Genomic DNA, 22,521 nt, shown 5'->3' with positions numbered 1-22,521 from the left:
CGTGCAGGGCCGGTCCGCGGCTCGGCCGCTGGACGGAAAGGGCGCGCCGCGTACACGCGGCGCGCCCTCCAGGATAACCCGACCGGGACCGGTCAGCCGGTGCCGACGAAAGCCGCCAGCAGCAGCCACACCACGGGAGCGGTGGGCAGCAGCGAGTCCAGCCGGTCCATGATGCCGCCGTGCCCCGGCAGCAGGGTGCCCATGTCCTTGATGCCCAGGTCCCTCTTGATCATCGACTCGCCCAGGTCGCCCAGGGTGGCGCTGACCGCGACGGCGAGGCCGAGCAGCAGGCCCTGCCACCAGGCGCCGCCGTCGATCAGGAACTCCATGCAGAGCGCGCCGGCGACCATGGCGAAGGCCACCGCGCCGAACAGTCCCTCGCGGGTCTTGCCGGGGCTGATGCGCGGCGCGAGCTTGGTCTTCCCGAAGCGCCAGCCCACCGCGTAGGCCCCGGTGTCGCTGACCACGGTCAGGAGCAGGAAGGTGATCACGCGCTGCGGGCCGTCGTCTGCGGTGAGCAGCATCGCGACGAAGGTGGCCAGGAAAGGCACGTAGAACGCCGCGAAGGCACCCGCCGTGACGTCCTTGAGGTAGTCCTCGGGCGGTTCGGTCATCCGCCACACCAGGACGGCCAGCACCGTCAGCGCCATGGCCACCCAGGCGCCCTCGGCCCCCCGGACGTATCCGGCGATGACCATGGCCGCGCCACCGACCGCGAGCGGGACCAGAGGGGCCTTGATGCCCTTCTTCTCCTGCAGACGGGAAGTGAGCTCCCACAGGCCGACGACGACCGCGACGACGACGACGCCGACGAAGACCGCCTTGACGATCAGCAGCGATGCGAAGATCACCGCGCCGAGACCGACGCCCACCCCTATCGCGGCACGCAGGTCCCGCCCCGCGCGCTTCTTCTGCGGCGGGGGGGAGGAGTCCTGCGGGTGCTCGGCATGCGGAGGCGGGGGGCTGGGCATGGGCTCCTGCGGCGGCGTATCGGCGCGGAAGAGGGAGCCGCCGTCCGAGGCGGCCCCCCGATCGCGTGCTTCCCGGTCGTCGAAGTCACGGCCGGCGGCATCGGGCACGATGGGCATGGGCCGAGTGTGCGGGCCCACCTGCGCATCGTATGCGGGACCCGCCGGAACCGGCTCCGGCTGCCAGGAAGAGTCGTTCATCAGACTTCGAGGAGCTCGGCTTCCTTGTGCTTGAGGAGCTCGTCCACCTGCGCGACGTACTTCGCGGTGGTGTCGTCGAGCTCCTTCTCGGCGCGACGGACCTCGTCCTCGCCGGCCTCCTTGTCCTTGACGAGCTTGTCGAGCGCGTCCTTGGCCTTGCGGCGCACGGAACGGATGGAGACCTTGGAGTCCTCGGCCTTGTTCTTGGCGACCTTGATGTACTCCTTGCGGCGCTCACCGGTCAGCTCCGGGAACGTCACCCGGATGATCCGGCCGTCGTTGCTCGGGTTGACACCGAGGTCGGAGTCGCGGATGGCCTGCTCGATGTTGCGCAGCGCGGACGCGTCGAACGGCGTCACGATGGCCATGCGCGGCTCGGGGACCGCGAACGAGGCGAGCTGGTTGATGGGCGTGATGGCGCCGTAGTAGTCGGCGACGATCTTGTTGAACATCGCCGGGTGCGCACGGCCGGTGCGGATCGCGGCGAAGTCCTCCTTCGCGACGACGACGGCCTTCTCCATCTTCTCCTCGGCCTCGAGGAGGATTTCTTCGATCACCACGTGCTCCTGCATGTCTTGAATGGATGGTTCAGGCGGGCGGGCGGGCCGGTCCGGGCCGCCCGGACCGGCAGCGGACTGCTCAGGCCCGGGTTTCCTGGTCGCTGACGAGCGTGCCGATCTTCTCACCCTTGACGGCGCGGGCGATATTGCCCTCGGCGAGCAGCTCGAAGACGAGGATCGGCAGCTTGTTGTCGCGGCAGAGGGTGATCGCGGTGGCGTCGGCGACCTTGAGGTCGCGCGAGAGGACCTCTCCGTACTCCAGCGCGTCGAACTTCACCGCGTCCGGGTTCTTCTTCGGGTCGGAGTCGTAGACCCCGTCGACACCGTTCTTGCCCATGAGGAGGGCTTCGGCGTCGATCTCCAGGGCGCGCTGGGCGGCCGTGGTGTCGGTGGAGAAGTAGGGCATGCCCATGCCCGCGCCGAAGATGACGACGCGGCCCTTCTCCAGGTGGCGCACGGCGCGCAGCGGGATGTACGGCTCCGCGACCTGGCCCATGGTGATGGCGGTCTGCACGCGGGAGTCGATGCCCTCCTTCTCCAGGAAGTCCTGGAGCGCGAGGCAGTTCATCACCGTTCCGAGCATGCCCATGTAGTCGGACCGCGCCCGGTCCATGCCGCGCTGCTGGAGCTCGGCGCCTCGGAAGAAGTTGCCGCCGCCGATCACGACGGCGATCTCCGCGCCGTCGCGGACCACCGCGGCGATCTCACGCGCGATGGCGTGGACGACGTCGGGATCGACGCCCAGTCCTCCGCCACCGGAGAAGGCCTCGCCCGACAGCTTCAGCATGAAGCGGCGGCCCTTCTTGAACTGGTCGCTCTTGTCGTCGGAAGCGGTGTGGGGGTCCACGCCCTGATTCATGGAGATCTCCTCGTGCACATACGAAGAAGGCCATTGCCGGTGGGTCCTTGCGGTTCCCTCTACGGCAATGGCCTCCTCGTCAGATCTGCGGTCGCCTCGCGCAAGCGCGGACGACTGCTTCAGACCCTACCGGGGTCCGGTGTCCGTCGCGTACGGACGGACTCAGATGCCGACCTTGATGCGGGTGAAGCGCTTCAGGGTGACACCGGCCTCGTCCAGAACCTTCTGGACGGACTTCTTGTTGTCCAGGGCGTAGGCCTGGCCGAGCAGCGTGGCGTCCTTGAAGAAGCCGTTGACGCGACCCTCGACGATCTTGGCGATGGCAGCCTCGGGCTTGCCCTCCGCGCGGGTGACCTCTTCGGCGATGCGGCGCTCGGACTCGACCTTCTCGGCCGGGACGTCCTCGGCGGACAGCCACTGCGGGGCGAACGCGGCGATGTGCTGCGCGACGCCGCGGGCGACCTCGGCGTTCTCCTTGTCGAGCTCGACCAAGACGCCGATCTGGAACGGCAGGTCGGGCATCGTGCGGTGCATGTACGCGGTCACGTAGCCGCCGGTGAACTGCGCGAAGCGGTCCAGGACGATCTTCTCGCCGAGGTTGGCGTTGGCCTCGTCGACGAAAGCGGTGACGGTCTGACCGGGCTTGATCTCGGACGCGAGCAGCGCCTCGATGTCGGCCGGGGAGGTGGCGGCGACGTGCGCGGCCAGCTCGTTGGCGACGGCCAGGAACTTCTCGCCCTTGGCGACGAAGTCGGTCTCGCACTTCAGCTCGACGATGACACCGGAGGTGTTGTCGTCGGCGATGAGGGAGACGACGGCACCGTTCTCGGCAGAACGGCCCTCGCGCTTGGCGACGCCCTTCTGGCCCTTGATGCGGAGCGCTTCCTGGGCCTTGTCGACGTCACCGTCGGCGTCCACGAGCGCGTTCTTGCAGTCCAGCATGCCGGCGCCGGTGAGCTCGCGGAGCTTCTTGACGTCAGCGGCGGTGTAGTTCGCCATGAGTCTGTGATTCTCTCTCGAAGTCGTAGATCTACGGGTGAACGGCGGAGGCGCCGCGCTCGTGGCGCGGCTCCCCCGCCGTCATCGTCCGTGCTGTGAGTGCCCGGCGCGTGAACGCCGGGCGCTCTCAGTGGGTCAGGCCTGCTCGGCGTCGGCGGCCGGGGCCTCGACAGCCTCGGCGGCCGGGGCCTCGGCGGCAGGGGCCTCGGCGGCCGGGGCGGCAGCGGCCTCGGCGTCGTCGGCCTTCTTCTCGCCCTCGAGCAGGTCGCGCTCCCACTCGGCGAGCGGCTCGGCGGCGGCCTTCTCGCCCGGCTTCGAGTCGCCGGTCGCAGCGCCGGAGCGGGCGATGAGGCCCTCGGCGACGGCGTCGGCGATCACGCGGGTGAGCAGGGTGACGGAACGGATCGCGTCGTCGTTGCCCGGGATCTTGTAGTCGACCTCGTCGGGGTCGCAGTTGGTGTCGAGGATCGCGACGACCGGGATGTGGAGCTTGCGCGCCTCACCGACGGCGATGTGCTCCTTCTTGGTGTCGACGATCCAGACGGCGCTGGGAACCTTCGACATCTCGCGGATACCACCGAGGGTCTTCTCCAGCTTGGCCTTCTCGCGGGAGAGGACCAGGAGCTCCTTCTTGGTGAGACCCGAGGCGGCGACGTCCTCGAAGTCGATCGCCTCAAGCTCCTTCAGACGCTGGAGGCGCTTGTAGACGGTGGAGAAGTTGGTGAGCATGCCACCGAGCCAGCGCTGGTTGACGTACGGCATGCCAACGCGCGTCGCCTGCTCGGCGATGGCCTCCTGGGCCTGCTTCTTGGTACCGACGAACATGATGGAGCCACCGTGCGCGACGGTCTCCTTCACGAACTCGTAGGCGCGGTCGATGTACGACAGCGACTGCAGCAGGTCGATGATGTAGATGCCGTTGCGCTCCGTGAAGATGAAGCGCTTCATCTTCGGGTTCCAACGGCGGGTCTGGTGACCGAAGTGGACGCCGCTTTCCAGCAGCTCCCGCATCGTGACGACGGCCATGGCCATCTCCTTGGTTTCTCGGTTTGGTTCCTGACGCCCCACCGCGCCCTGCCCCCATGAGGGGACCGAGAGACGCTGTCACCTGGCCGTTTCGGGCTGATGCCGGGGCGTGCGAAGTCGACCCGGTGACCCGGATCGCCACAAGAAGTGTACGGGACCCGGCGGTATGCCGGGTGACGCCGTTGTCCACAGTGCCCCGACCGTCCACAGTCCGGCCCACCGGCCGGGGGGCCGCGGGACGCTGAGCGGCATGACGACACTGCTGCTCAGCCTGCTCCTGCTCCTGGCCCAGACGGCCCTGCCCGCGGCGCCGCCCGTGGTCCGGCCGCTGCCCGCGCCGCTGTCGGTGGCGCGCTGGTGGGACCCGCCCCCGACCCCGTACGCGGCCGGACACCGCGGGGTGGACCTGGCCGCCCCGGTGGGCGCGGAGCTGCGCGCCGTCGCCGCGGGCCGGGTCCACCACGCCGGGCCGGTCGCGGGCCGCGGGGTCCTCTCGCTCGCCCTGCCGAACGGTCTGCGCACGACCTACGAACCGGTCCGGCCGCTGGTCACGGAGGGCGAGGAGGTCTCGGCGGGGCAGGTGGTGGCGGTGCTCACGGAGGGGTCGCACTGCCCGACGGCGTGCCTGCACTGGGGGCTGTTGTCGGGCGAGGTGTACCTCAATCCGCTGGCGCTCCTGGCGCGGCCCACCCCGCGCCTGCTGCCGCACCCGCGACCGGACGGCGCGTGGAGCGGGCCGGCGGGGACCGACGGCAGCGGGCTCAGCCCTGGACGCCCCGCAGGGCGATGGCCAGGGCCGTCTCCGTGATGACCTCGGGATCCTCCGCGGCGCCGAGTTCGATGCGGCGCACGGCGGCGTCCACGACCCCCTGCAGGAGCATCGCGGCCAGCCTGGGCTGTTCCTGCCCGAGGGCGGCCAGCGCCTCGACGATCATCGCGATCAGCCCGCCGTGGGCGGCCCGGATCTTCTCCCGGGCCCCCGCGTCCAGCTCGCTGGCCGAGATCGCCACGACCGCCCGGTGCCGCCGGTCCCCCACCAGTCCCAGCTGGCTGCGCACGTAGGCCTCGACCTTCGCCTCCGGCGAGTCGGCCCGCTCCATCGCCGCCTCGATCTCGGCGGCCCACACGGGGAAGTCCACGGCGCACAGCTCTTCGACCACGGCCGCGCGGGAGCGGAAGTACTCGTACACGGAGGACCGGGCGAGTCCGGTCCGCTCCGCCAGGGCGGGGAAGGTCAGCGCCTCCGTACCGCCTTCGGACAGCAGGGAACGCGCGGCGTCCAAGAGGGCGCCGCGCTGCATCGACCGGTGCTCGGCCACGGAGGCCGCTCGAATCCTGGGCACACATCCACTCTACGGAGGTACCGCAAGCTCACCGCCCCACATCTGCCAACTTCGCTCGCAGTTGCAGCACTGACTTGGTGTGGATCTGGCTGACCCGGCTCTCGGTGACGCCCAGCACGTTGCCGATCTCGGCCAGGGTGAGGCCCTCGTAGTAGTAGAGGGTCACGACGGTCTTCTCGCGTTCGGGCAGCGTGTTGATGGCCCGTGCCAGCAGGCGCCGCAGTTCGCGGTCCTCCGCCACCTCCACCGGATTGTCGGCGGCGGTGTCCTCCAGCGTGTCCATCAGCGAGAGACGGTCGCCGCCCTCGCCGCCGACGTGCAGCAGCTCCTCCAGGGCGACCACGTTCGCCAGCGACAACTGGCTGAAGACGGTGTGGAGGTCCTCCACGCCGATCCCCATCTCGCCGGCGACCTCGGTCTCCGTCGGGGTGCGCCGCAGCTGGGCCTCCAGCGTGGCGTAGGCCCGCTCCACGGCGCGCGCCTTCTGCCGGACCGAGCGGGGGATCCAGTCCAGCGCCCGCAGTTCGTCGATCATCGCGCCGCGGATCCGGGTGATCGCGTACGTCTCGAACTTGATCGAGCGGTCGATGTCGAACTTCTCGATGGCGTCGATCAGCCCGAAGACCCCGGAGGAGACGAAGTCGGCCTGCTCCACGTTGGGCGGCAGGCCCACGCTGACCCGGCCTGCCACGTACTTCACCAGGGGTGAGTAGTGCAGGATCAGCTGCTCCCGCAGCCGTTCGTCACCCGAGTCCTTGTACGAGCGCCACAGCACCTCCAGGGACGAGGGCGCGGTGGACCGCACGCTGCCGCGGGCAGCGGGAGGCACCGCAGCGCGGTCGGACCCTGAGGTGTGTGGGGGCATGCTTCGCCTTTGCCGGAGCCGGATTCCTTGGGAGCGTAGCGTGACGAAAGTGTCGCGGTGCGCGAAGAGTACGGGATGGCGCGGGGGCCGAGGGGCGCCCCGGCTCGCGCGGGCGACCCGGGACCGGCGCCTGGCGCACGGTCCCGGCGACTGCCACCGGGAGGACCGCGTCTCTCATCTCTTTCACTCTTCCACCGGAAGTCCCCAGGTCAACGACCGCCTCGCCGGGTGGCTCGGGTTTGTATGCCCCCTCCAGCCGTTCATCCGCTCAACTGCCAGCCGTCGCCCTGCCGTTCGACGAACCCCAGAGAGTGAAGTTCGTACAGTCTGCCGATGACTTCATCGGTGCCGGTGCCGCAGGCAAGTGCCAGCTCGGCCGCGGTCGTGGGGCGTCCGGCCGGGAGGGCTTCGAGTACGCGGGCCGTTTCGCGGTCCAGCAGGTCGCGGGCGAGCACGGGGCCGCGCCGCTCGGGGGCCAGCTCCCCCATGGAGCCGACGAGTTCGACCACTTCCGCCGCGTCGGTGACCAGCACGGCCTCACCTCTGAGGAGTTCGTGCACGCCCGCCGAGAGCCCGCTGGTGGCGGGCCCGGGGACGCCCATCGTGAACCGTCCGAGCCGCTGCGCGCGCCGGGCGGTGACCAGGGAGCCGCTGCGGTGGGCGGCCTCCACGACGACGGTGCCGCGGGTGAGGGCGGCGATGACCCGGTTGCGCAGGACGAACCGGCTGGGTGTGGGGTGGCTGCCCGGCGGCAGCTCCCCGACGACGAGTCCTTGGCCGGCGATCCGGCCGAGCAGCCCTGCGTGTCCGCGGGGATAGGCGACGTCCACCCCGCAGGCGAGCACCGCCGCGGTCGCCCCGCCGGAGGCGAGGGCCCCCCTGTGCGCGGCCCCGTCGATCCCGAAGGCGGCGCCGGAGACCACGACCCAGCCGCGCTCGGCGAGGCCGGCGGCCAGCGTCTGCGCCATGTGCGCGCCGTACGGGGTGCAGGCCCGGGCCCCGACCACGGCGACCGAACGCAGTGCCCACGTACGCAGGTTGGAGCGGCCCCGCAGCCAGAGGCCGACGGGGCGTTCGTCGCCCAGGTCGTCCAGCTGCGTCGGCCACTCCGCCGACCCCGGGAAGACGAACCGGCCTCCCGACCCGGCGGCCAGTTCGAGGTCGCGCCGGGGGTCGGCCAGCGCCGCCCGTCTGCGGTAGGCGGCGAGCCGCTCCGGTCCGACCCCGGGCGGAGTCCGCCATGGCGCCTCCGGGCCGGTCAGCAGCCGGAGCAGTCCCGTGGCGCCGTGCTCCCGGATCCAGCGCCCGCCGTGCGCGTCCCCGGGCTCCAGCACCCGCGTCAGGGCCGCCCGCGCCAGCAGCTCCTCGTCCTGTGCGCCCGTCATGTCCCGGCCCCCGGAACCGACATGGCCCCACGGGCGATACCGGTCCGCAGCTCCAGCGCCACGGCCACGTCCAGCGCCTCGGGCCGGTCCCGTCCCCGCAGGTCGGCGACGGTCCAGGCGACCCGCAGGACCCGGTCCAGCCCGCGCGCGGTGAGCAGTCCCCGCTCCAGTTCCCGCTCGGCCTGCGCCAGCGCCCCCGGCGCCGCCTGCCAACGGGTCCTCAGTTCCTGCCCCGGCACTTCCGAGTTGAGCCGCCAGGCCGTGCCGGTGAGCCGGGCCCCGGCGCGCTCCCGGGCCTCCCGCACCCGGTCGGCGACCACCGCGGTGGACTCCCCCCGGCCGCCCCGGCCCAGCAGGTCGCTGCGGGTCACGGGCTCGACCTCCACCCTCAGGTCCACCCGGTCCAGCAGCGGCCCGGACAGCCGGGCCTGGTAGCGCCGGATCACCGAGGGCGGGCATTCGCATCCCGCGCCGTGCAGGGTGTGCCGTCCGCACGGGCAGGGGTTCGCGGCGAGGACCATCAGGAATCTGGCGGGCAGCCGCACCACGCCGGCGGCGCGGGCGATGACCACGTGCCCCGATTCCAGGGGCTGGCGCAGCGCGTCGAGCGCCCGGCCGTGGAACTCCGCGGCCTCGTCCAGGAAGAGCACCCCTCTATGGGCCAGGGAGACCGCTCCGGGCCTGGGCACCCCGGTACCACCGCCCACCAGGGACTGCATGGTCGCCGAATGGTGCGGGGCGCAGTAGGGCGGCCGGGAGACCAGGGGTTCGCCGGGCGGCAGGATTCCCGCGACCGAGTGGACCGCGGTGACCTCCACGGAGTCCTGGCGGGTGAGCGGCGGCAGGAGCCAGGGCAGCCGCTCGGCCAGCATCGTCTTCCCGGCGCCGGGGGGCCCGCTGAGGAACAGGTGGTGGCCCCCGGCGGCGGCCACTTCGAGGGCGCGGCGGGCCGTGTGCTGCCCGGTCACGTCGGCGAGGTCGGGAAAGTCGGCGCAGTCCCCGTCGGGGCGGCCCGGGGCGAGACCCGTGCCCAGGCCCGCTCCCGGGACGAGCAGTCCGGCCAGCATCGGGTCCGGGCGGCCCGGCGGGTCCCCGGGCTCCTCCTCGGGCACCTCCCCGTCGGTCAGGACGGCGATCAGCTGGCGCAGGCTGCGCACGCCGAGCACCGAGACGTCCGGTACGAGTGCGGCCTCCGCGGCGCACTGCCGGGGGACGACCACCTGCCGGTAGCCGGCCTCGGCCGCGGCGAGGACGGCCGGCAGGATCCCCCGGACCGGACGCACCCGCCCGTCCAGCCCCAGCTCGCCGATCAGGACGAGGTCGGCGATGGCCGCCGGGTCGACCACCTCGGCCGCCCCGAGCACGGCCGCCGCGACGGCCAGGTCGAATCCGGCGCCGCCCTTGGGTACGGAGGCCGGGCTCAGCCCGACCGTGAGCTTCTTCTGCGGCCAGGCCGCTCCGGAATTGACCACGGCCGCACGCACCCGGTCCCGGCTCTCGACGAGGGTCTTGTCCGGCAGCCCCACCAGAGTGAAGGCCGCGACTCCGGGCTCCAGGTCGGCCTGGACCTCGACCACCACGCCGTCGACGCCGACCAGGGCCACGGAGCAGGCTCGCGCGAACCCCATCAGGCCACCCCCCTGACGTGTTCCACCAGGGGCGCGCCGCGCCGCGGCAGCAGGACTCCCACCAGGTCGATGCGGACCCCGCCCGGCGGTGGTCCGCCGTGATCGGCGAGCCACCGCCCGGCGAGGCGCCGCAGCCGGTCCGCCTTCGCGGCCCGTAGGGCGGCCATCGGATGCTCGAAGTCACCCGCACGCCGGGTCTTCACCTCGCACACGACGAGGGCGTCCCCGTCGCGCGCGACGATGTCGATCTCCCCGCCGCGGCACCGCCAGTTCCGCGCGATCACGGTCATCCCGGCCTCGGTCAGCCGCCGTGCCGCGAGCTCCTCGCCGTACCGCCCCATCGCCTGCCGTGCCACGCTCTTCGCGTCCATCCGGCACCACCTCCGGCACCGACGGTCCCGCGTCCCCGCCCACCTTGTGGATCTTGGTGGACAACCGGACGGCTGTGGACGGACCCGTCACCCTTCCGGGTGAGGCGATCAGCTGCCGGGCAGTTCGAGGTCGCTCTTGTTGAGCTCCTCGATGTTCACGTCCTTGAAGGTCAGCACCCGGACCTGCTTGACGAAGCGGGCCGGCCGGTACATGTCCCAGACCCAGGCATCGGCCATCGAGACCTCGAAGAACACCTCCCCCTGGACCGAGTGCACCTGCATCTCGTAGTCGTTGGTGAGGTAGAAACGGCGTTCGGTCTCGATCACATACTTGAACAGCCCGACGACGTCGCGGTACTCCCGATAGAGCTTCAGCTCCATCTCGGTCTCGTACTTTTCGAGGTCCTCGGCACTCATGGCATGTTCCCCTTCAGCCGTGCGTCCCCCTATTGTGCGCCAGCGCCCTGCGCCCCTAAACGATTTCCGGGGCCAGGACCACCGGGGCACCCGGAGGACCGTCGTCGAGCAGCGTGCGGAGCAGCTCGGCGAGTCTGGTCGGGTACACCGTCTCATGTGCCGTGAGAAGTTCCTCGGAGGTCCACCACCTGGCTCCGGTGACGCTGCGCCGCTCCAGCTCCGTCAGACCGCCCATCCAGGTCGTGGTCTGGCTGGTCCGGGCCAGGAAGTACCACTCGTCCTGCTCCCAGCGCCGGCCGTCGAAGGGGAAGGAGCAGTAGCGGTGCCACAGCACCGGCCCCAGCTCCACCTCGGTGATCCCGGTCTCCTCGGCCAGCTCGCGCAGCGCGGCCTGCTCCCGGGTCTCCGTCCCCTCGAGTCCGCCGCCCGGGGTGAACCACCAGTCGTCCGAGGGATCGGCCGGTTCGAAACCGTGCAGCAGCAGGATCCGGTCCGCCGGGTCCAGCAGGATCACCCGGGACACCTGGCGGGGGCTGTGGTCACCCGCCGGGTCAGGCGACACCGGCCCGCTCCCGCCGCCCGCGCCCCAGGACCCGCGCGAGGGGCCCGTACGCGGCTCCCAGCACCACCAGGGCGGCTCCGGCGATCACGGCCGTCACCTGGAGCCGCAGCGGGCCGTGCCCCGATGTCCCGCCGGGCAGGGCGGCGTACGTCCGCGGCCGCTCCAGCATCGTCATGGACGGCCAGGCCAGGGCGTCGACGCGGGCGCTGACGGCGGACCGCGGGACGGTGCCCTGGCCTGCCTCCTGGAGGTGGGAGCGCGAGTCGAGCGAGGCGGCACGCCGGTCGCCGAGCAGGAAGAGGTTCTCCTCGGGGACCGTCACCTCGAAGGGGGTGCCGGGCGGCGGGGCCTGTCCGGGCGGCATGGCCAGGCCCGAGTCCGGCCGGCTGGTGTCGGCGTAGGGCTCGTCCAGCGGGACGCCGTTCACGGTCAGCTCGCCGGCCGCGCCGCAGCACTTCACGGTGTCGCCGCCGACGCCGACGACCCGCTTGACCATGGGCGAATCGCTCCACATGGAATCAGTAAAGATGACCACGTCCCCGCGGCGCACCTCACCGCCGTCGATGCGCTGTGCCAGCAGCCGGTCGCCGGGCCGCACCGTCGGCATCATCGAGTCCGTCGGGACCGTGTAGGGCTGATACACGAGCGCCCCCCACACGAAGCCGCCGAGGAAGAGCGCAAAGCCGATGGCCACGACGATTCCCGACAACACGTTGCCGAGACCGCCGCGGCCATCCTTGCCACTGCGTATCGCTTCTGTTCCGCCCATTCCAGCGCCCCCACATCGGGATCGTCGACCTGGGCGGCACCCTACCCGTCGGTACGGCCCCCGGTCAGCTTCCGGCGGCGCCACATGACGAGCGGGACGGCTCCGGCGAGCCCCAGCGCGCCCGGGCCGAGCCCGACCGGCGCCAGTCCGGCGGCCCCGAGGCCGAGCGCGGTGGCCGCGGCCTGGTTGCCGATGCCCGGCTGGTCGAAGGTGTCCGGGATCGGCAGCGTGGACCAGCGGGTCACCGGCCACGCGATCACGACGGCCCGCCCGACGACCTTGTCGACCGGCACGAAGCCCTGGGTGGAGTCCTCCATGTGGTAGCGGGAGTCCTGCGAGTTCTGCCGGTGGTCGCCCATCACCCAGATCTTGCCCTCGGGCACCTTGAGCGGGCCGAAGGGGTGGTCGTCGCACGGGGTGTTGCCGGGGTAGATGTACGGCTCGTCGAGCGCCTTGCCGTTGACGACGACCGGTCCCCCCTTCTTGCACTCGACCGTGTCACCGCCGATGGCGATGGTCCGCTTGATCAGGTCCTTCTCCTCGGCGGACGGCATCAGGCCGATCCAGCTGAGGGCCTTCTGCGCGATGTTCGGCTCCGGCGTGGGCTCGCCCGACAGCCAGTTCGCGGGGTCGTGGAAGACCACGACCTCGCCGCGCTCCGGCTCGGAGCCGAACCACGGGGTCAGCTTGTCGACCAGCACCCGGTCCCCGCGCTGCAGTGTGTCCTGCATCGAGTCCGAGGGGATCGAGAACGCCTGGACCAGGAAGGTCTTGATCAGCAGGGCCAGCAGCAGGGCGATGCCGATGAGGAGCGGGAGCTCCTTCCAGAAGGAACGGTGCGGCTTCTCCAGAGCGCCGTCCTCCTCGGTCTCGCGCGCGACGGCGTCGTCCGGCCGCTCCTCGCCCTCGTCGCGTCCGGACCGTGCGCCTACCGCCACGTCCCCCACATCCACTCCTCACTCACGATCGCCGCCCGCGCCGAACCGGACACGGGCCCTCCCCTCCCTTAACGAGCGGGAGTTCCCTAAGGCTCGGGAGACCGAGGACACACTATGCGAACGGCACGCCCGAACCGCGCCGCCTGCGGCCGCGTCCCGCACGCCGTGCCTGATCGGGCACCATGCGGAAGGTCGCGGGCTGCTCCAGACGGGTCCAGTGTCCGAACGGCCAGGCGATCACCACGGCCTCCCCCACGACCCCGTTCTCGTCGATGGTGCCCTCGAAGGCCTCGTCGAGGTGAAAACGGGAATCGGCCGAATTCGCTCGGTGGTCGCCCATCACGAACAGCCGTCCGGCCGGCACCTCCACCTCGAAGGGGATGTCGGAGGGGGTGTTGCCCGGGTTCACGTACGGCTCGTCGAGCGGCGAGCCGTTGACGGTGACCCGGCCCTTGGCGTCGCAGCACTTGACGGTGTCGCCGCCGACGCCGATGACGCGCTTGATCAGGTCCTGTTCGTCGGACGAGGGCAGCAGGCCGATGAAGGTCAGCGTCTGCTTGATCTGCTTGACCACGATCGGGTCCGGGGCCTGCCGGGCCGACTCGCCCTTGAGCCAGCCGCCGGGGTCCTTGAACACGACGACGTCCCCGCGCTCGATCTTGGAGCCGAACCACGGGGTCAGCTTGTCCACGAGGACCCGGTCGCCGATCCGGATGGTCTGCTCCATCGAGCCCGACGGGATGAAGAAGGCCTGCACCAGGAAGGTCTTGAGGAGCAGGGCTATGCACAGCGCCACCACCACGAGCAGGGGCAGCTCGCCCGCCCGGCGCGTGCGGCGGCGCCGCCGGACCTTGCGCGCCAGCCGGCGCCGCTGGGCCCGGCCGCCCTCCGCCACGACCGGCTCCGGCTCCCGCTCGGGCTCGCGACGGCCCCGCGGTCTTGCGCGCGGCTGCGGCTGGGGCTCGGGCTCGTCATCGAGCCAGTCCCGTCGGCCCCGCGTCCTTGCGCGCTGCTCCGGTTCGGGCTCCTGCTCCCGTCGGCCCCGCGGCCGCCCGCGGCTACCCATGGCCGCCGCCGACGGCGCCCCAGCGCGAAACCGGCCAGCCGATCCAGTCGGCCCGCCCGATCACTTTCTCCACCGGCACCATCCCCCCGCCCGGTTCCCCGAGGTGGTCCCGCGAGTCCCGGGACTGGGAACGATGATCACCCATCACCCACAGGGTCCCCACGGGCACGACGATCCGGAAGGGCACCGCCGAGGGCGCGTCCCCCGGAAACAGGTAAGGCTCGTCCAGCGGCACGCCGTTCACCGCGACCCGGCCGCCCGCGTCACAGCAGACCACGTCGTCACCACCCACGCCCACCACCCGCTTCACGAAGTCGGTGTCGGAGGGCTCCGCCAGCCCGAGCGCCGAGGCCGCGCCGTGCACCAGGCCACCGACCGGGTTGCCGTCCGCGCGCTCCCGTACGAAGGATCCCGTGCCGTCGAAGACCACCAGGTCCCCGCGGCGCGGCTGATCACCGAAACGGTACGCCAGCTTGTTGACCAGCACCCGGTCCCCGACCCTGAGCGTCGGCTCCATGGAGCGGCTGGGGATCAGGAAGGGCTGGACGACGAAGTTGCTGAGCAGCAGCAGGAAGACGGTGCAGACCACGCCGAGCACCCCGGCCCGGCGCCAGGTCAGCTGCCGCCCCGAGGCCCGCCGGCCGTGCCCGGCCGCGCCGGTCCCGGAGAACGCAGAACGCGGCCACCCTTGCCCCTCGCGGGGGGAAGAGTGACCGCGCTGCGTGTGAGGTGCTTCGGTGTCCATCGGGGGCGAGCCTATCCGGCCGCCCCCGGACACCGGTGGCGACCTTACTTGTCGCGCTTCTCCTTGATCTTCGCGGCCTTGCCGCGGAGCTCACGGAGGTAGTACAGCTTCGCACGGCGCACGTCACCGCGGGTGACGAGCTCGATCTTCTCGAAGATCGGGGAGTGGACCGGGAAGGTACGCTCCACGCCGACGCTGAAGGAGACCTTGCGAACGGTGAAGGTCTCGGAGACACCGGCGCCCTGGCGGCGGATGACGACACCCTTGAACTGCTGGATACGGGAGCGGTTGCCCTCGATCACGCGGACGTGCACGTTGATCGTGTCACCCGGGCGGAAGGCCGGGACGTCCGAGCGGAGCGCGGCGGCGTTGACGCCATCGAGCAGGTGAGACATGTTCTTCGTCTGCTTTCTTCGCATGACGCCACAGGTCGCCAGTGCGGGTTTCCGTAGAGAATTCCGGAGCCGTGCCACTCGGCGGCCGACGGTCCCCCTGTGGCAGGGGCGTCCGGCGAGCACACAGCAGCCGCCTATTCTTCCACGGCTTGCGGCCTGCGCCAAAATCGGCCGTCCGGCGACGGCTGCCAGCCCAGGATGGAGAGGATCTCGCGGTCCTTCTTGTCGAAGGCGGAAGCCTCGCAACGCTCGATCAGGTCGGGGCGGTTGCTCGCGGTCCGGCGGAACGCCTCGTCCCGGCGCCACCGGGCGATCTTGCCGTGGTGGCCGCTGAGCAGCACGTCGGGGATGTCCCGGCCGCGCCACACCGGCGGCTTGGTGTAGACGGGCCCCTCCAGCAGGTTCGCCATCTCGCCGGGCGCGAAGGAGTCGTCCCGGTGCGACTCGGCATTGCCGAGGACCCCGGGCAGCAAGCGGGCCACGGCCTCGGTGACGACCAGGACGGCCGCTTCGCCGCCCGCCAGGACGTAGTCGCCGATGGAGACCTCGTACACCGGCATGCGCGTGGCGTACTCGTCCATCACGCGGCGGTCGATGCCCTCGTAGCGGGCGGGCGTGAAGATCAGCCAGGGCCGCTCGGAGAGCTCGACGGCCAGTTCCTGGGTGAACGGACGGCCGCTGGGCGTGGGGACCACCATGACGGGGCCGTGCGCGCCCGCCTCGTAGCCGTCGGCCAGCGCCTCGTCCAGCGCCTCGCCCCACGGTTCGGTCTTCATGACCATGCCGGGGCCGCCGCCGTACGGGGTGTCGTCGACCGTGTTGTGCCGGTCGTGGGTCCAGTCCCGCAGGTCGTGGACGTGCACGTCGAGCTGGCCGCGGGCGCGGGCCTTGCCGACGAGGGAGACGTTCAGCGGTTCCAGGTACTCGGGGAAGATCGTGACGACGTCGAGCCGCATCAGGCGTCGCCCTCGGAGCTCGCGGCCTCGGCGTCACGGGTGGAGACGATCTCGGCGCGGTCGTCGATCAGCCCGGGCGGCGGCGTGATGACGCAGCGCTGCTCCTCCAGGTCGATCTCGGCGACGATCTCCTCGACGAAGGGGATCATCACCTCGGTGCCGTCGGGGCGCTCGACGATGAAGAGGTCCTGCGAGGGCAGGTGGGAGATCTCGGTGATCCGGCCGATCTCGGTGCCGTCCTCGAGCACCACGTCCAGGTCCATCAGCTGGTGGTCGTAGTACTCGTCCTCCTCCTCGGGCAGCTCCGCCGGGTCCACGTCGGCGATGAGGAGGGTGTTGCGCAGCGATTCCGCGGCGGTGCGGTCCTTGACGCCGGCGAAGCGCAGCATCAGCCGGCCGCTGTGCACCCGGCCCGTCTCGATGGTCAGCGGGCCGACCGAAGCCGGTTCGGTGCGCAGCACGGCACCGGGGCTGAGCCGCAGTTCCGGCTCGTCCGTGCGCACCTCGACGGTGACCTCACCCTTGATGCCGTGGGCGCGGCCGATCCGCGCGACTACCAGCTCCACTGTCTGTGCCTCTCCTGTTCAGACGACGACGGGCCGGGGCGGGCACGTATGCCCTCCCCGGCCCGTGCCGGTGATTCAACTGCTCAGCGGACCTGGTCCACGTCGACGAGGTCGACGCGGATCCCCCGGCCGCCGATGGCGCCCACGACGGTACGCAGGGCACGTGCGGTGCGGCCGTTGCGGCCGATCACCTTGCCGAGGTCGTCGGGGTGGACCCGAACCTCGAGCACCTGCCCGCGGCGCAGGTTGCGCGAGGCGACCTGCACTTCGTCGGGGTTGTCCACAATGCCCTTTACGAGGTGCTCAAGAGCCTCCTCGAGCATGCTCAGGCCTCGGTCGACTCGGCGGCGGCCTCAGCCTCGTCCGCCTTCTTGTCGGCCTTCTTCTTCTGCGTGATGGCCTCGCCCTTGCCCTCGCCGATGCCCTCGAGGGCCTTGGCGAACTCGTCGAAGGAGCGACGCTTGTCTTCCTTCGTGGCCGGCTGCAGCAGCGGCGCGGGGGCCGGGAGGCCCTTGTGCGCCTGCCAGTCACCGGTGAGCTTCAGGATGGCGAGAACGGCCTCGGTCGGCTGGGCGCCGACAGAAAGCCAGTACTGGGCGCGCTCGCCGTTGACCTCGATGCGCGACGGGTTGTAGGTCGGCTGGTAGATGCCGATCTCCTCGATCGCGCGGCCGTCCCGACGGGTGCGGGCGTCGGCGACGACGATGCGGTAGTGGGGAGAGCGGATCTTACCGAGGCGCTTGAGCTTGATCTTGACTGCCACTGGAGTGGTGTCTCCTGAACTTGACGTGGTTGGGCACATGAGATGCCACGTGGGGTTGCGGTACTCGGGTGCCCGATGGACGCGTCAGCCGGAGGAGAGAGGGGTCCTATGCGACTGTCGAGTACAGCTAGCCATTGTGCCATACGCCTGCGGCGCACTCGGCCGGGCGGGCAGGACGGACTGCCGCCGGCGGTGGCCGCGGGGTGCCCGCGCGTGCGCAGACCGGCCGCCCCGGTGGGGGCGGGGGTCCGGCGGTCGCTTCACCGTGGGGCGGTGGCCCCGTCGGCGGGCGGGAGGGCGGTCAGGAGGCCGCCGCGATCGCGACTTCGGGGATGCGGAAGGGCTTCATGCAGCCGCCGCACACGATCGGCGCCTGGGCGAGCACGGAGGGGACGACCCGTACGTTGCGCCCGCAGTCGCAGACCGCCTTGACCCGCACGCCTCCGCCCGAGGAGCCGTGCCGGGCCGCGGGTCCGCGGAAGGTGCGCTTGGTGTCGGCGGCGGTGGCGACGGTGTGCGCCTTGAGGGCGCGCTGCAGCCGCTCGATGGTGGGACGGTAGCGCCGCTTGGCCTCGGGATTGAGCGTGACCAGCGAGAAGCCGCTGCTCGCGTGCGGCTCGTCGGAGTGGTCCAGCCCCATCTCCTCGGCGATCGCGAGGAATCTGCGGTTGTGGTAGCGGCCTGCGCGCGAGGTGTCACGGACACCGCGGGCGGCCGCGATGCCGTGGACTGCCTCGTGCAGCAGTCGCTCGAAGGAGAGCTCGGCGCCGCAGGCGGACGAGGACTCTCCGATCAGGGACTCGGGCGCGGCAAGGTCAGGCAGCTCGGGGTGGTACCGCTGAATGTCGGCCCACGCCTGCGCCAGCTCTGCGGCGAGAACAGGTGGTGTCGTGCTCACGTCGTGACAACGAGCCGGGGTGCCCGGGTGTTCCGATTCCGGGCCATTCCAAATTTTTTGCACGTACCAGTCAGTTCATGCTCATGCGTCCCGACGAGGACGGGTGCGCCGAACTCAGGAGGAGTCGGTACGTAACGACGACCAAAAAGGACCGGCCCCGGCGTGCGGCACCTGCCGCACGCCGGGGCCCGGGAGCCTCGGCGGCGTGATCAGTACGAGCGCGCCACGATCGCGAGGGTACCGGGAGCGTCGTCGGCCTCCGGCACGGACCCGTCCTCGGCCACCAGGCAGCGTACGGAGACGGCCTGCTCGGCCAGCTTCGCCTCGCCCTCCGGGCCGAGGTCGGCCCACGGGATCCGCGCCCAGCCGCCGGCGACCGCGGCCTCGGCGGCCTCCTCGATGGTCGCCACGTCGGAGGTGCGGGACTCGCGGCGCTCGCGGGACTCGCGCAGCAGCTGCGCCTGGTCCTCGTCCAGCACCTTGGGCAGCAGGTCGACGAGCGCGTCGATCTGGACCGGGGTCTTCCCGCCCGGGATCCGGCGGGCGAGCATCGCGGTGCCGGCCTCCAGGTCGCGGGGGCCGATCTCGATGCGGACCGGCACGCCCTTGAGCTCCCAGTCCACGGCGCGGCGGCCGAAGGGGGTGTCGACGCGGTCGTCGACGTGCACGCGGATGCCGGCGGCCTTGAGCCGGTCGCCCAGCTCGCGGACCTTGGCGACGGCCTCGTCACCCTTGATCGCCATGACGACGACCTGGACGTGCGCGAGACGCGGCGGGACGCGCAGGCCGTTGTCGTCGCCGTGGGACATGATCAGACCGCCGACCATGCGGGTCGACACGCCCCACGAGGTCTGCCAGACGAGTTCCTGCTTGCCTTCCTTCGACAGGTACTGGGTGTTGAAGGCCTTGGCGAAGTTGGTGCCGAGCTCGTGGCTGGTGCCCATCTGCAGGGCCTTGCCGTCGCCCATCATGCCCTCGAGGGTGAGGGTGTTGATGGCGCCGGCGAAGCGCTCCTTGGCGGTCTTGCGGCCGAGCACGACGTCGATGCCGAGCACGTTCGTCATGAAGTCGCCGTAGACGTCGCGGTGGATGCGGGCGGCGTAGTCGCGGGCGTCCTCGTAGGTGGCGTGGGCCGTGTGGCCCTCCTGCCAGAGGAACTCGCTCGTGCGGAGGAAGACGCGGGGGCGCATCTCCCAGCGGACCACGTTGGCCCACTGGTTGATCAGCAGGGGCAGGTCCCGGTAGCTCTGGACCCACTTGGAGAAGTAGTCGTTGATGATCGTCTCGGACGTGGGCCGGACGACGACCGGCTCCTCCAGCTCCTTGCCGCCGCCGTGCGTGACGACCGCGAGCTCGGGGGCGAAGCCCTCCACGTGCTCGGCCTCGCGCGTCAGGTACGACTGCGGGATGAAGAGGGGGAAGTACGCGTTCTGGGCGCCCTGGTCCTTGATCCGGGCGTCCATCTCCTGCTGCATCCGCTCCCACAGGCCGTAGCCGTACGGTCGGATGACCATGGTGCCGCGGACCGGACCGTTGTCGGCCAGCTCGGCCTTGTTGATCAGATCCTGGTACCAGCGGGGGAAATCCTCCGCCTGCGGGGTGAGAACGGGTGCCTTTGCCATGCCGCGAATCGTACGGCGCCCGGCACAGGATGCGTGAATCGGGTGCCGCGCTCCTCTGGACGCGGGGGCGAATGGGGAGTTCTCTGGCAACGGGGGCTGGGGGGCGACACGGAATCAGGAGCGCTTCTTCGATGACACCGACGCCGACCGCGACGCTCGTCGCCCGGGACTGGGCGGAGATCCAGGAACGGATGCTGGTACCGCTGTACGAGGCGGTCTACGACCGGCTGGAGGTCGGGCCGGGTGACCGGCTGCTGGGCCTCGACTGCGGGGCCGGCCTGGCCCTGCTGCTGGCGGCCGCGCGGGGAGCCGCGGCCACGGGTGTGGAGGCGGATCCGGCCCGGCGGGCGCTGGCCCGCGAACGGCTGCTGGAGGTGCTGGCGGCCCCGCCCGCGACGCCCCCGCCGCCCCGCCCCTACGACGCCCTGCTGGCGTTCTCCCCCGCGCCGGCGGCCCTGTCCTCGGCGCTGCCGGTGGTCAGACGCGGCGGAGCCGTGGTGCTGGCCGACTGGGGTCCCGCCGAACGCTGCACGGTGCCCTCGGTGCTGGGCGGCGGCCCGGCGCCCGGGGACCTGGACGCGGTGGTGGAGAGCGCCGGGCTGCGGCCGGACGGTTCGGGGCGGGTGTTCTGCCCCTTCGGCTACGCGGACGTGGACAGCGCGGTGCGGGGGCTCCTGTCGACCGGGCTCTACGACGGCACGTCCGATGCCGCGCTCGCGGAGAAGGAGCTCGCCGAGGCGCTTCATCCGTTCGAGCGACCCGACGGCACCGTGTGGCTGCCGAACATCTTCCGGTACGTCATCGCCCGGGTGGCGTAACGGCCTGCGGGCGCATCGGGGCGGGGGAGAGCGGCACGTCGGCGAACGGAAGGGCCCCGACCGTGTGAACTGCTGCTCACACCCCGGCCGGGGCCCTCGTCGCGACTGTCCGCGGACTACTTCATGAACTTCTTGAACTCGTCCGGGAGGTCGAAGTCCTGACCGCCCTGACCGCCGGCGGGAAGGCCGAACGGGTTGGAAGCGGCCGCCGGGTCCACCGTCTGCGGGCCCTGCTCGCGCCGGGCCGCGGCTGCGGCCTCCTCTTCCTTGCGCTTCATCGGGTTGCCGCTCTTGCGCTTGCCCTTGGCCTGCTTGACCTGCTTCTTCTGCCGGCCGGGGCCGCCGCCCATCCCGGGGATGCCCGGCATGCCGGGCATGCCGCCGCCCTGGGCCATGCGGGACATCATCTTGCGGGCGTCGAAGAACCGCTCGACCAGGGACTTGACGGCGCTGACCTCGGTGCCGGAGCCCTTGGCGATACGGGCGCGCCGCGAGCCGTTGATGATCGTCGGGTCCTGGCGCTCGGCCGGGGTCATCGACTTGATGATCGCGGCAGTGCGGTCGACGTCGCGCTCGTCGATGTTGTTGATCTGGTCCTTGATCTGCCCCATGCCGGGCAGCATGCCGAGCAGCTTGGAGATGGAGCCCATCTTGCGGACCTGCTCCATCTGGGCCAGGAAGTCGTCGAGCGTGAACTCCTTGGGACCCTTGGCGAGCTTGGCCGCCATCTTCTCGGCCTCGGCCTGCGAGAAGGTCTTCTCGGCCTGCTCGATGAGGGTGAGCATGTCACCCATGTCGAGGATCCGGCCCGCCATGCGGTCGGGGTGGAACGCGTCGAATTCGTCGAGCTTCTCGCCGTTCGAGGCGAACATGATCTGCTTGCCGGTGACGTGCGCGATGGAGAGCGCGGCACCGCCGCGGGCGTCGCCGTCGAGCTTGGAGAGCACCACGCCGTCGAAGCCGACGCCGTCGCGGAAGGCCTCGGCGGTGTTGACCGCGTCCTGGCCGATCATGGCGTCGACGACGAAGAGGATCTCGTCCGGGCTGACGGCGTCGCGGATGTCCGCGGCCTGCTGCATCAGCTCGGCGTCGATGCCGAGGCGGCCGGCGGTGTCGACGATGACGATGTCGAACTGCTTGGTGCGCGCGTACTCGACGGAGTCCTTCGCGACCTGGACCGGGTCGCCGACGCCGTTGCCGGGCTGGGGCGCGTACACGGCCACGCCGGCGCGCTCGGCGACGACGCTCAGCTGGTTGACGGCGTTGGGGCGCTGGAGGTCGCAGGCGACGAGCAGCGGGGCGTGGCCCTGCCCCTTCAGCCAGAGGCCGAGCTTTCCGGCGAGGGTGGTCTTGCCCGCACCCTGGAGACCGGCCAGCATGATCACGGTGGGGGCGGTCTTGGCGAAGCGCAGCCGCCGGGTCTCGCCACCGAGGATGGTGATGAGCTCGTCGTTGACGATCTTCAGGACCTGCTGGCCCGGGTTCAGGGCCTTGCTGACCTCCTCACCGCGCGCGCGTTCCTTGACGTTCGCGATGAAGGAGCGGACGACCGGGAGGGCGACGTCGGCCTCGAGGAGCGCGATACGGATTTCCCGGGCCGCTGCGTCGATGTCAGCCTCGGACAGCCGGCCTTTGCCGCGCAGGCCCTTGAAGGTATTCGCCAAGCGGTCGGAGAGCGTATCGAACACGGTGGTCGCGATTCCTCGGGTCGGGGGCGTTGTGGTCGTCCCCCAGGGTATCGGGCCCTTCCCCCGTCCGGGGACCTGCCTGCTCCTGGTGCGGGTCCGCCGCTGCTCGGGAG

Annotated in this window: 26 protein-coding genes; 2 read left to right on the top strand and 24 right to left on the bottom strand. The window is 71.3% G+C overall.

Going from position 1 to position 22,521, the window contains the following annotated elements:
• Positions 1-92: 92 nt before the first annotated feature.
• From IG86_RS0118530 to rpsB, 5 genes are all read right to left on the bottom strand, one after another.
• The gene (locus tag IG86_RS0118530; protein WP_030650998.1) at positions 93-1,169 is read right to left on the bottom strand and encodes a phosphatidate cytidylyltransferase; all 1,077 of its coding nucleotides are present in this window, start codon (positions 1,167-1,169) and stop codon (positions 93-95) included.
• Entirely contained in the window at positions 1,169-1,726 is a 558-nt protein-coding gene (gene frr, locus IG86_RS0118525; protein ID WP_030028670.1) for a ribosome recycling factor, read from the bottom strand. Before frr ends, IG86_RS0118530 begins: the two co-directional genes overlap by 1 nt.
• Before the next feature lie 82 nt (positions 1,727-1,808).
• Positions 1,809-2,588 (bottom strand): UMP kinase, encoded by a 780-nt coding sequence (gene pyrH / locus IG86_RS0118520; protein WP_030028671.1) that lies wholly within the window; start codon positions 2,586-2,588, stop codon positions 1,809-1,811.
• A 162-nt stretch (positions 2,589-2,750) separates the two neighbouring features.
• Complete coding sequence (gene tsf / locus IG86_RS0118515; RefSeq protein WP_030650996.1) at positions 2,751-3,587, bottom strand: translation elongation factor Ts; 837 nt, start codon at positions 3,585-3,587, stop codon at positions 2,751-2,753.
• Positions 3,588-3,722: 135 nt separating this feature from the next.
• On the bottom strand, positions 3,723-4,613 hold the full coding sequence (rpsB, locus tag IG86_RS0118510; RefSeq protein WP_030898086.1) for a 30S ribosomal protein S2: 891 nt from the start codon (positions 4,611-4,613) through the stop codon (positions 3,723-3,725).
• 250 nt (positions 4,614-4,863) lie between these two features.
• Here rpsB and IG86_RS0118505 point away from each other — a divergent pair, with 250 nt between their 5' ends.
• Positions 4,864-5,421, top strand: a complete 558-nt coding sequence (locus IG86_RS0118505) for a M23 family metallopeptidase (RefSeq protein ID WP_063761545.1) — start codon at positions 4,864-4,866, stop codon at positions 5,419-5,421.
• On the opposite strand, the gene IG86_RS0118500 is transcribed toward IG86_RS0118505, so the two are convergent.
• From IG86_RS0118500 to proS, 18 genes are all read right to left on the bottom strand, one after another.
• The gene (locus IG86_RS0118500; protein WP_030823768.1) at positions 5,375-5,932 is read right to left on the bottom strand and encodes a TetR/AcrR family transcriptional regulator; all 558 of its coding nucleotides are present in this window, start codon (positions 5,930-5,932) and stop codon (positions 5,375-5,377) included. The two genes, IG86_RS0118505 and IG86_RS0118500, sit on opposite strands and share 47 nt — an antisense overlap.
• Before the next feature lie 52 nt (positions 5,933-5,984).
• On the bottom strand, positions 5,985-6,821 hold the full coding sequence (whiG, locus tag IG86_RS0118495; RefSeq protein WP_045936347.1) for an RNA polymerase sigma factor WhiG: 837 nt from the start codon (positions 6,819-6,821) through the stop codon (positions 5,985-5,987).
• 260 nt (positions 6,822-7,081) lie between these two features.
• The gene (gene dprA / locus IG86_RS0118490) at positions 7,082-8,206 is read right to left on the bottom strand and encodes a DNA-processing protein DprA (RefSeq protein ID WP_051785269.1); all 1,125 of its coding nucleotides are present in this window, start codon (positions 8,204-8,206) and stop codon (positions 7,082-7,084) included.
• Positions 8,203-9,834, bottom strand: coding sequence for a YifB family Mg chelatase-like AAA ATPase (locus tag IG86_RS0118485; protein WP_030898079.1), 1,632 nt, complete (start codon positions 9,832-9,834; stop codon positions 8,203-8,205). The genes dprA and IG86_RS0118485 overlap by 4 nt, the downstream gene beginning before the upstream one ends.
• Positions 9,834-10,205: a YraN family protein gene (locus IG86_RS0118480; protein ID WP_030823762.1), complete on the bottom strand. Its 372-nt coding sequence runs from the start codon at positions 10,203-10,205 to the stop codon at positions 9,834-9,836. The genes IG86_RS0118485 and IG86_RS0118480 overlap by 1 nt, the downstream gene beginning before the upstream one ends.
• A 108-nt stretch (positions 10,206-10,313) precedes the next feature.
• Positions 10,314-10,622 (bottom strand): DUF2469 domain-containing protein, encoded by a 309-nt coding sequence (locus IG86_RS0118475; RefSeq protein WP_005311352.1) that lies wholly within the window; start codon positions 10,620-10,622, stop codon positions 10,314-10,316.
• A gap of 55 nt (positions 10,623-10,677) precedes the next feature.
• Complete coding sequence (locus tag IG86_RS0118470; RefSeq protein WP_030898072.1) at positions 10,678-11,184, bottom strand: NUDIX hydrolase; 507 nt, start codon at positions 11,182-11,184, stop codon at positions 10,678-10,680.
• Positions 11,174-11,953 (bottom strand): signal peptidase I, encoded by a 780-nt coding sequence (lepB, locus tag IG86_RS0118465; RefSeq protein WP_030650954.1) that lies wholly within the window; start codon positions 11,951-11,953, stop codon positions 11,174-11,176. The genes IG86_RS0118470 and lepB (IG86_RS0118465) overlap by 11 nt, the downstream gene beginning before the upstream one ends.
• Positions 11,954-11,994: 41 nt before the next feature.
• Positions 11,995-12,891 carry a signal peptidase I gene (gene lepB / locus IG86_RS0118460; RefSeq protein ID WP_078848099.1) on the bottom strand — a complete coding sequence of 299 codons (897 nt, stop codon included), beginning with the start codon at positions 12,889-12,891 and terminating at the stop codon, positions 11,995-11,997.
• 112 nt (positions 12,892-13,003) lie between these two features.
• The gene (gene lepB, locus IG86_RS0118455; RefSeq protein ID WP_385871840.1) at positions 13,004-13,786 is read right to left on the bottom strand and encodes a signal peptidase I; all 783 of its coding nucleotides are present in this window, start codon (positions 13,784-13,786) and stop codon (positions 13,004-13,006) included.
• A gap of 163 nt (positions 13,787-13,949) precedes the next feature.
• Entirely contained in the window at positions 13,950-14,702 is a 753-nt protein-coding gene (gene lepB / locus IG86_RS0118450) for a signal peptidase I (RefSeq protein WP_037942703.1), read from the bottom strand.
• Between the two features lie 44 nt (positions 14,703-14,746).
• Positions 14,747-15,097, bottom strand: coding sequence for a 50S ribosomal protein L19 (gene rplS, locus IG86_RS0118445; protein ID WP_030823745.1), 351 nt, complete (start codon positions 15,095-15,097; stop codon positions 14,747-14,749).
• 134 nt (positions 15,098-15,231) lie between these two features.
• On the bottom strand, positions 15,232-16,053 hold the full coding sequence (trmD, locus tag IG86_RS0118440) for a tRNA (guanosine(37)-N1)-methyltransferase TrmD (RefSeq protein ID WP_030823742.1): 822 nt from the start codon (positions 16,051-16,053) through the stop codon (positions 15,232-15,234).
• Positions 16,053-16,619 carry a ribosome maturation factor RimM gene (gene rimM / locus IG86_RS0118435; RefSeq protein WP_030031060.1) on the bottom strand — a complete coding sequence of 189 codons (567 nt, stop codon included), beginning with the start codon at positions 16,617-16,619 and terminating at the stop codon, positions 16,053-16,055. Before rimM ends, trmD begins: the two co-directional genes overlap by 1 nt.
• Before the next feature lie 83 nt (positions 16,620-16,702).
• Positions 16,703-16,942, bottom strand: a complete 240-nt coding sequence (locus IG86_RS0118430) for an RNA-binding protein (RefSeq protein ID WP_030011889.1) — start codon at positions 16,940-16,942, stop codon at positions 16,703-16,705.
• A 2-nt stretch (positions 16,943-16,944) separates the two neighbouring features.
• Complete coding sequence (gene rpsP / locus IG86_RS0118425) at positions 16,945-17,382, bottom strand: 30S ribosomal protein S16 (protein WP_030031059.1); 438 nt, start codon at positions 17,380-17,382, stop codon at positions 16,945-16,947.
• A gap of 301 nt (positions 17,383-17,683) precedes the next feature.
• Positions 17,684-18,280 (bottom strand): hypothetical protein, encoded by a 597-nt coding sequence (locus IG86_RS0118420; protein WP_030823737.1) that lies wholly within the window; start codon positions 18,278-18,280, stop codon positions 17,684-17,686.
• 209 nt (positions 18,281-18,489) lie between these two features.
• Complete coding sequence (proS, locus tag IG86_RS0118415; RefSeq protein ID WP_030898062.1) at positions 18,490-19,902, bottom strand: proline--tRNA ligase; 1,413 nt, start codon at positions 19,900-19,902, stop codon at positions 18,490-18,492.
• A gap of 131 nt (positions 19,903-20,033) precedes the next feature.
• On the opposite strand from proS, the gene IG86_RS0118410 reads away from it, so the two are divergent.
• Positions 20,034-20,720 carry a hypothetical protein gene (locus IG86_RS0118410; RefSeq protein WP_030823732.1) on the top strand — a complete coding sequence of 229 codons (687 nt, stop codon included), beginning with the start codon at positions 20,034-20,036 and terminating at the stop codon, positions 20,718-20,720.
• 116 nt (positions 20,721-20,836) lie between these two features.
• Here IG86_RS0118410 and ffh read toward each other — a convergent pair whose 3' ends face one another.
• Positions 20,837-22,408, bottom strand: a complete 1,572-nt coding sequence (ffh, locus tag IG86_RS0118405; RefSeq protein ID WP_030823729.1) for a signal recognition particle protein — start codon at positions 22,406-22,408, stop codon at positions 20,837-20,839.
• Positions 22,409-22,521: the final 113 nt, after the last annotated feature.

Origin of the sequence: Streptomyces virginiae, assembly GCF_000720455.1 — a bacterium.
In the GTDB taxonomy this organism is placed as follows: domain Bacteria; phylum Actinomycetota; class Actinomycetes; order Streptomycetales; family Streptomycetaceae; genus Streptomyces; species Streptomyces virginiae.
Note: the sequence above shows the minus strand (reverse complement) of the source record. Positions and strands in the feature narration are given on the sequence as shown.

Coding starts and splice junctions, on each gene's coding strand:
- IG86_RS0118530 (WP_030650998.1), bottom strand. CDS start 1,169: ATGAACGACTCTTCCTGGCAGCCGGAGCCGGTTCCGGCGGGTCCCGCA.
- pyrH (WP_030028671.1), bottom strand. CDS start 2,588: ATGAATCAGGGCGTGGACCCCCACACCGCTTCCGACGACAAGAGCGAC.
- tsf (WP_030650996.1), bottom strand. CDS start 3,587: ATGGCGAACTACACCGCCGCTGACGTCAAGAAGCTCCGCGAGCTCACC.
- rpsB (WP_030898086.1), bottom strand. CDS start 4,613: ATGGCCGTCGTCACGATGCGGGAGCTGCTGGAAAGCGGCGTCCACTTC.
- IG86_RS0118505 (WP_063761545.1), top strand. CDS start 4,864: ATGACGACACTGCTGCTCAGCCTGCTCCTGCTCCTGGCCCAGACGGCC.
- whiG (WP_045936347.1), bottom strand. CDS start 6,821: ATGCCCCCACACACCTCAGGGTCCGACCGCGCTGCGGTGCCTCCCGCT.
- dprA (WP_051785269.1), bottom strand. CDS start 8,206: ATGACGGGCGCACAGGACGAGGAGCTGCTGGCGCGGGCGGCCCTGACG.
- IG86_RS0118485 (WP_030898079.1), bottom strand. CDS start 9,834: ATGGGGTTCGCGCGAGCCTGCTCCGTGGCCCTGGTCGGCGTCGACGGC.
- IG86_RS0118480 (WP_030823762.1), bottom strand. CDS start 10,205: ATGGACGCGAAGAGCGTGGCACGGCAGGCGATGGGGCGGTACGGCGAG.
- IG86_RS0118475 (WP_005311352.1), bottom strand. CDS start 10,622: ATGAGTGCCGAGGACCTCGAAAAGTACGAGACCGAGATGGAGCTGAAG.
- lepB (WP_030650954.1), bottom strand. CDS start 11,953: ATGGGCGGAACAGAAGCGATACGCAGTGGCAAGGATGGCCGCGGCGGT.
- lepB (WP_037942703.1), bottom strand. CDS start 14,702: ATGGACACCGAAGCACCTCACACGCAGCGCGGTCACTCTTCCCCCCGC.
- rplS (WP_030823745.1), bottom strand. CDS start 15,097: ATGTCTCACCTGCTCGATGGCGTCAACGCCGCCGCGCTCCGCTCGGAC.
- trmD (WP_030823742.1), bottom strand. CDS start 16,053: ATGCGGCTCGACGTCGTCACGATCTTCCCCGAGTACCTGGAACCGCTG.
- IG86_RS0118430 (WP_030011889.1), bottom strand. CDS start 16,942: ATGCTCGAGGAGGCTCTTGAGCACCTCGTAAAGGGCATTGTGGACAAC.
- proS (WP_030898062.1), bottom strand. CDS start 19,902: ATGGCAAAGGCACCCGTTCTCACCCCGCAGGCGGAGGATTTCCCCCGC.
- IG86_RS0118410 (WP_030823732.1), top strand. CDS start 20,034: ATGACACCGACGCCGACCGCGACGCTCGTCGCCCGGGACTGGGCGGAG.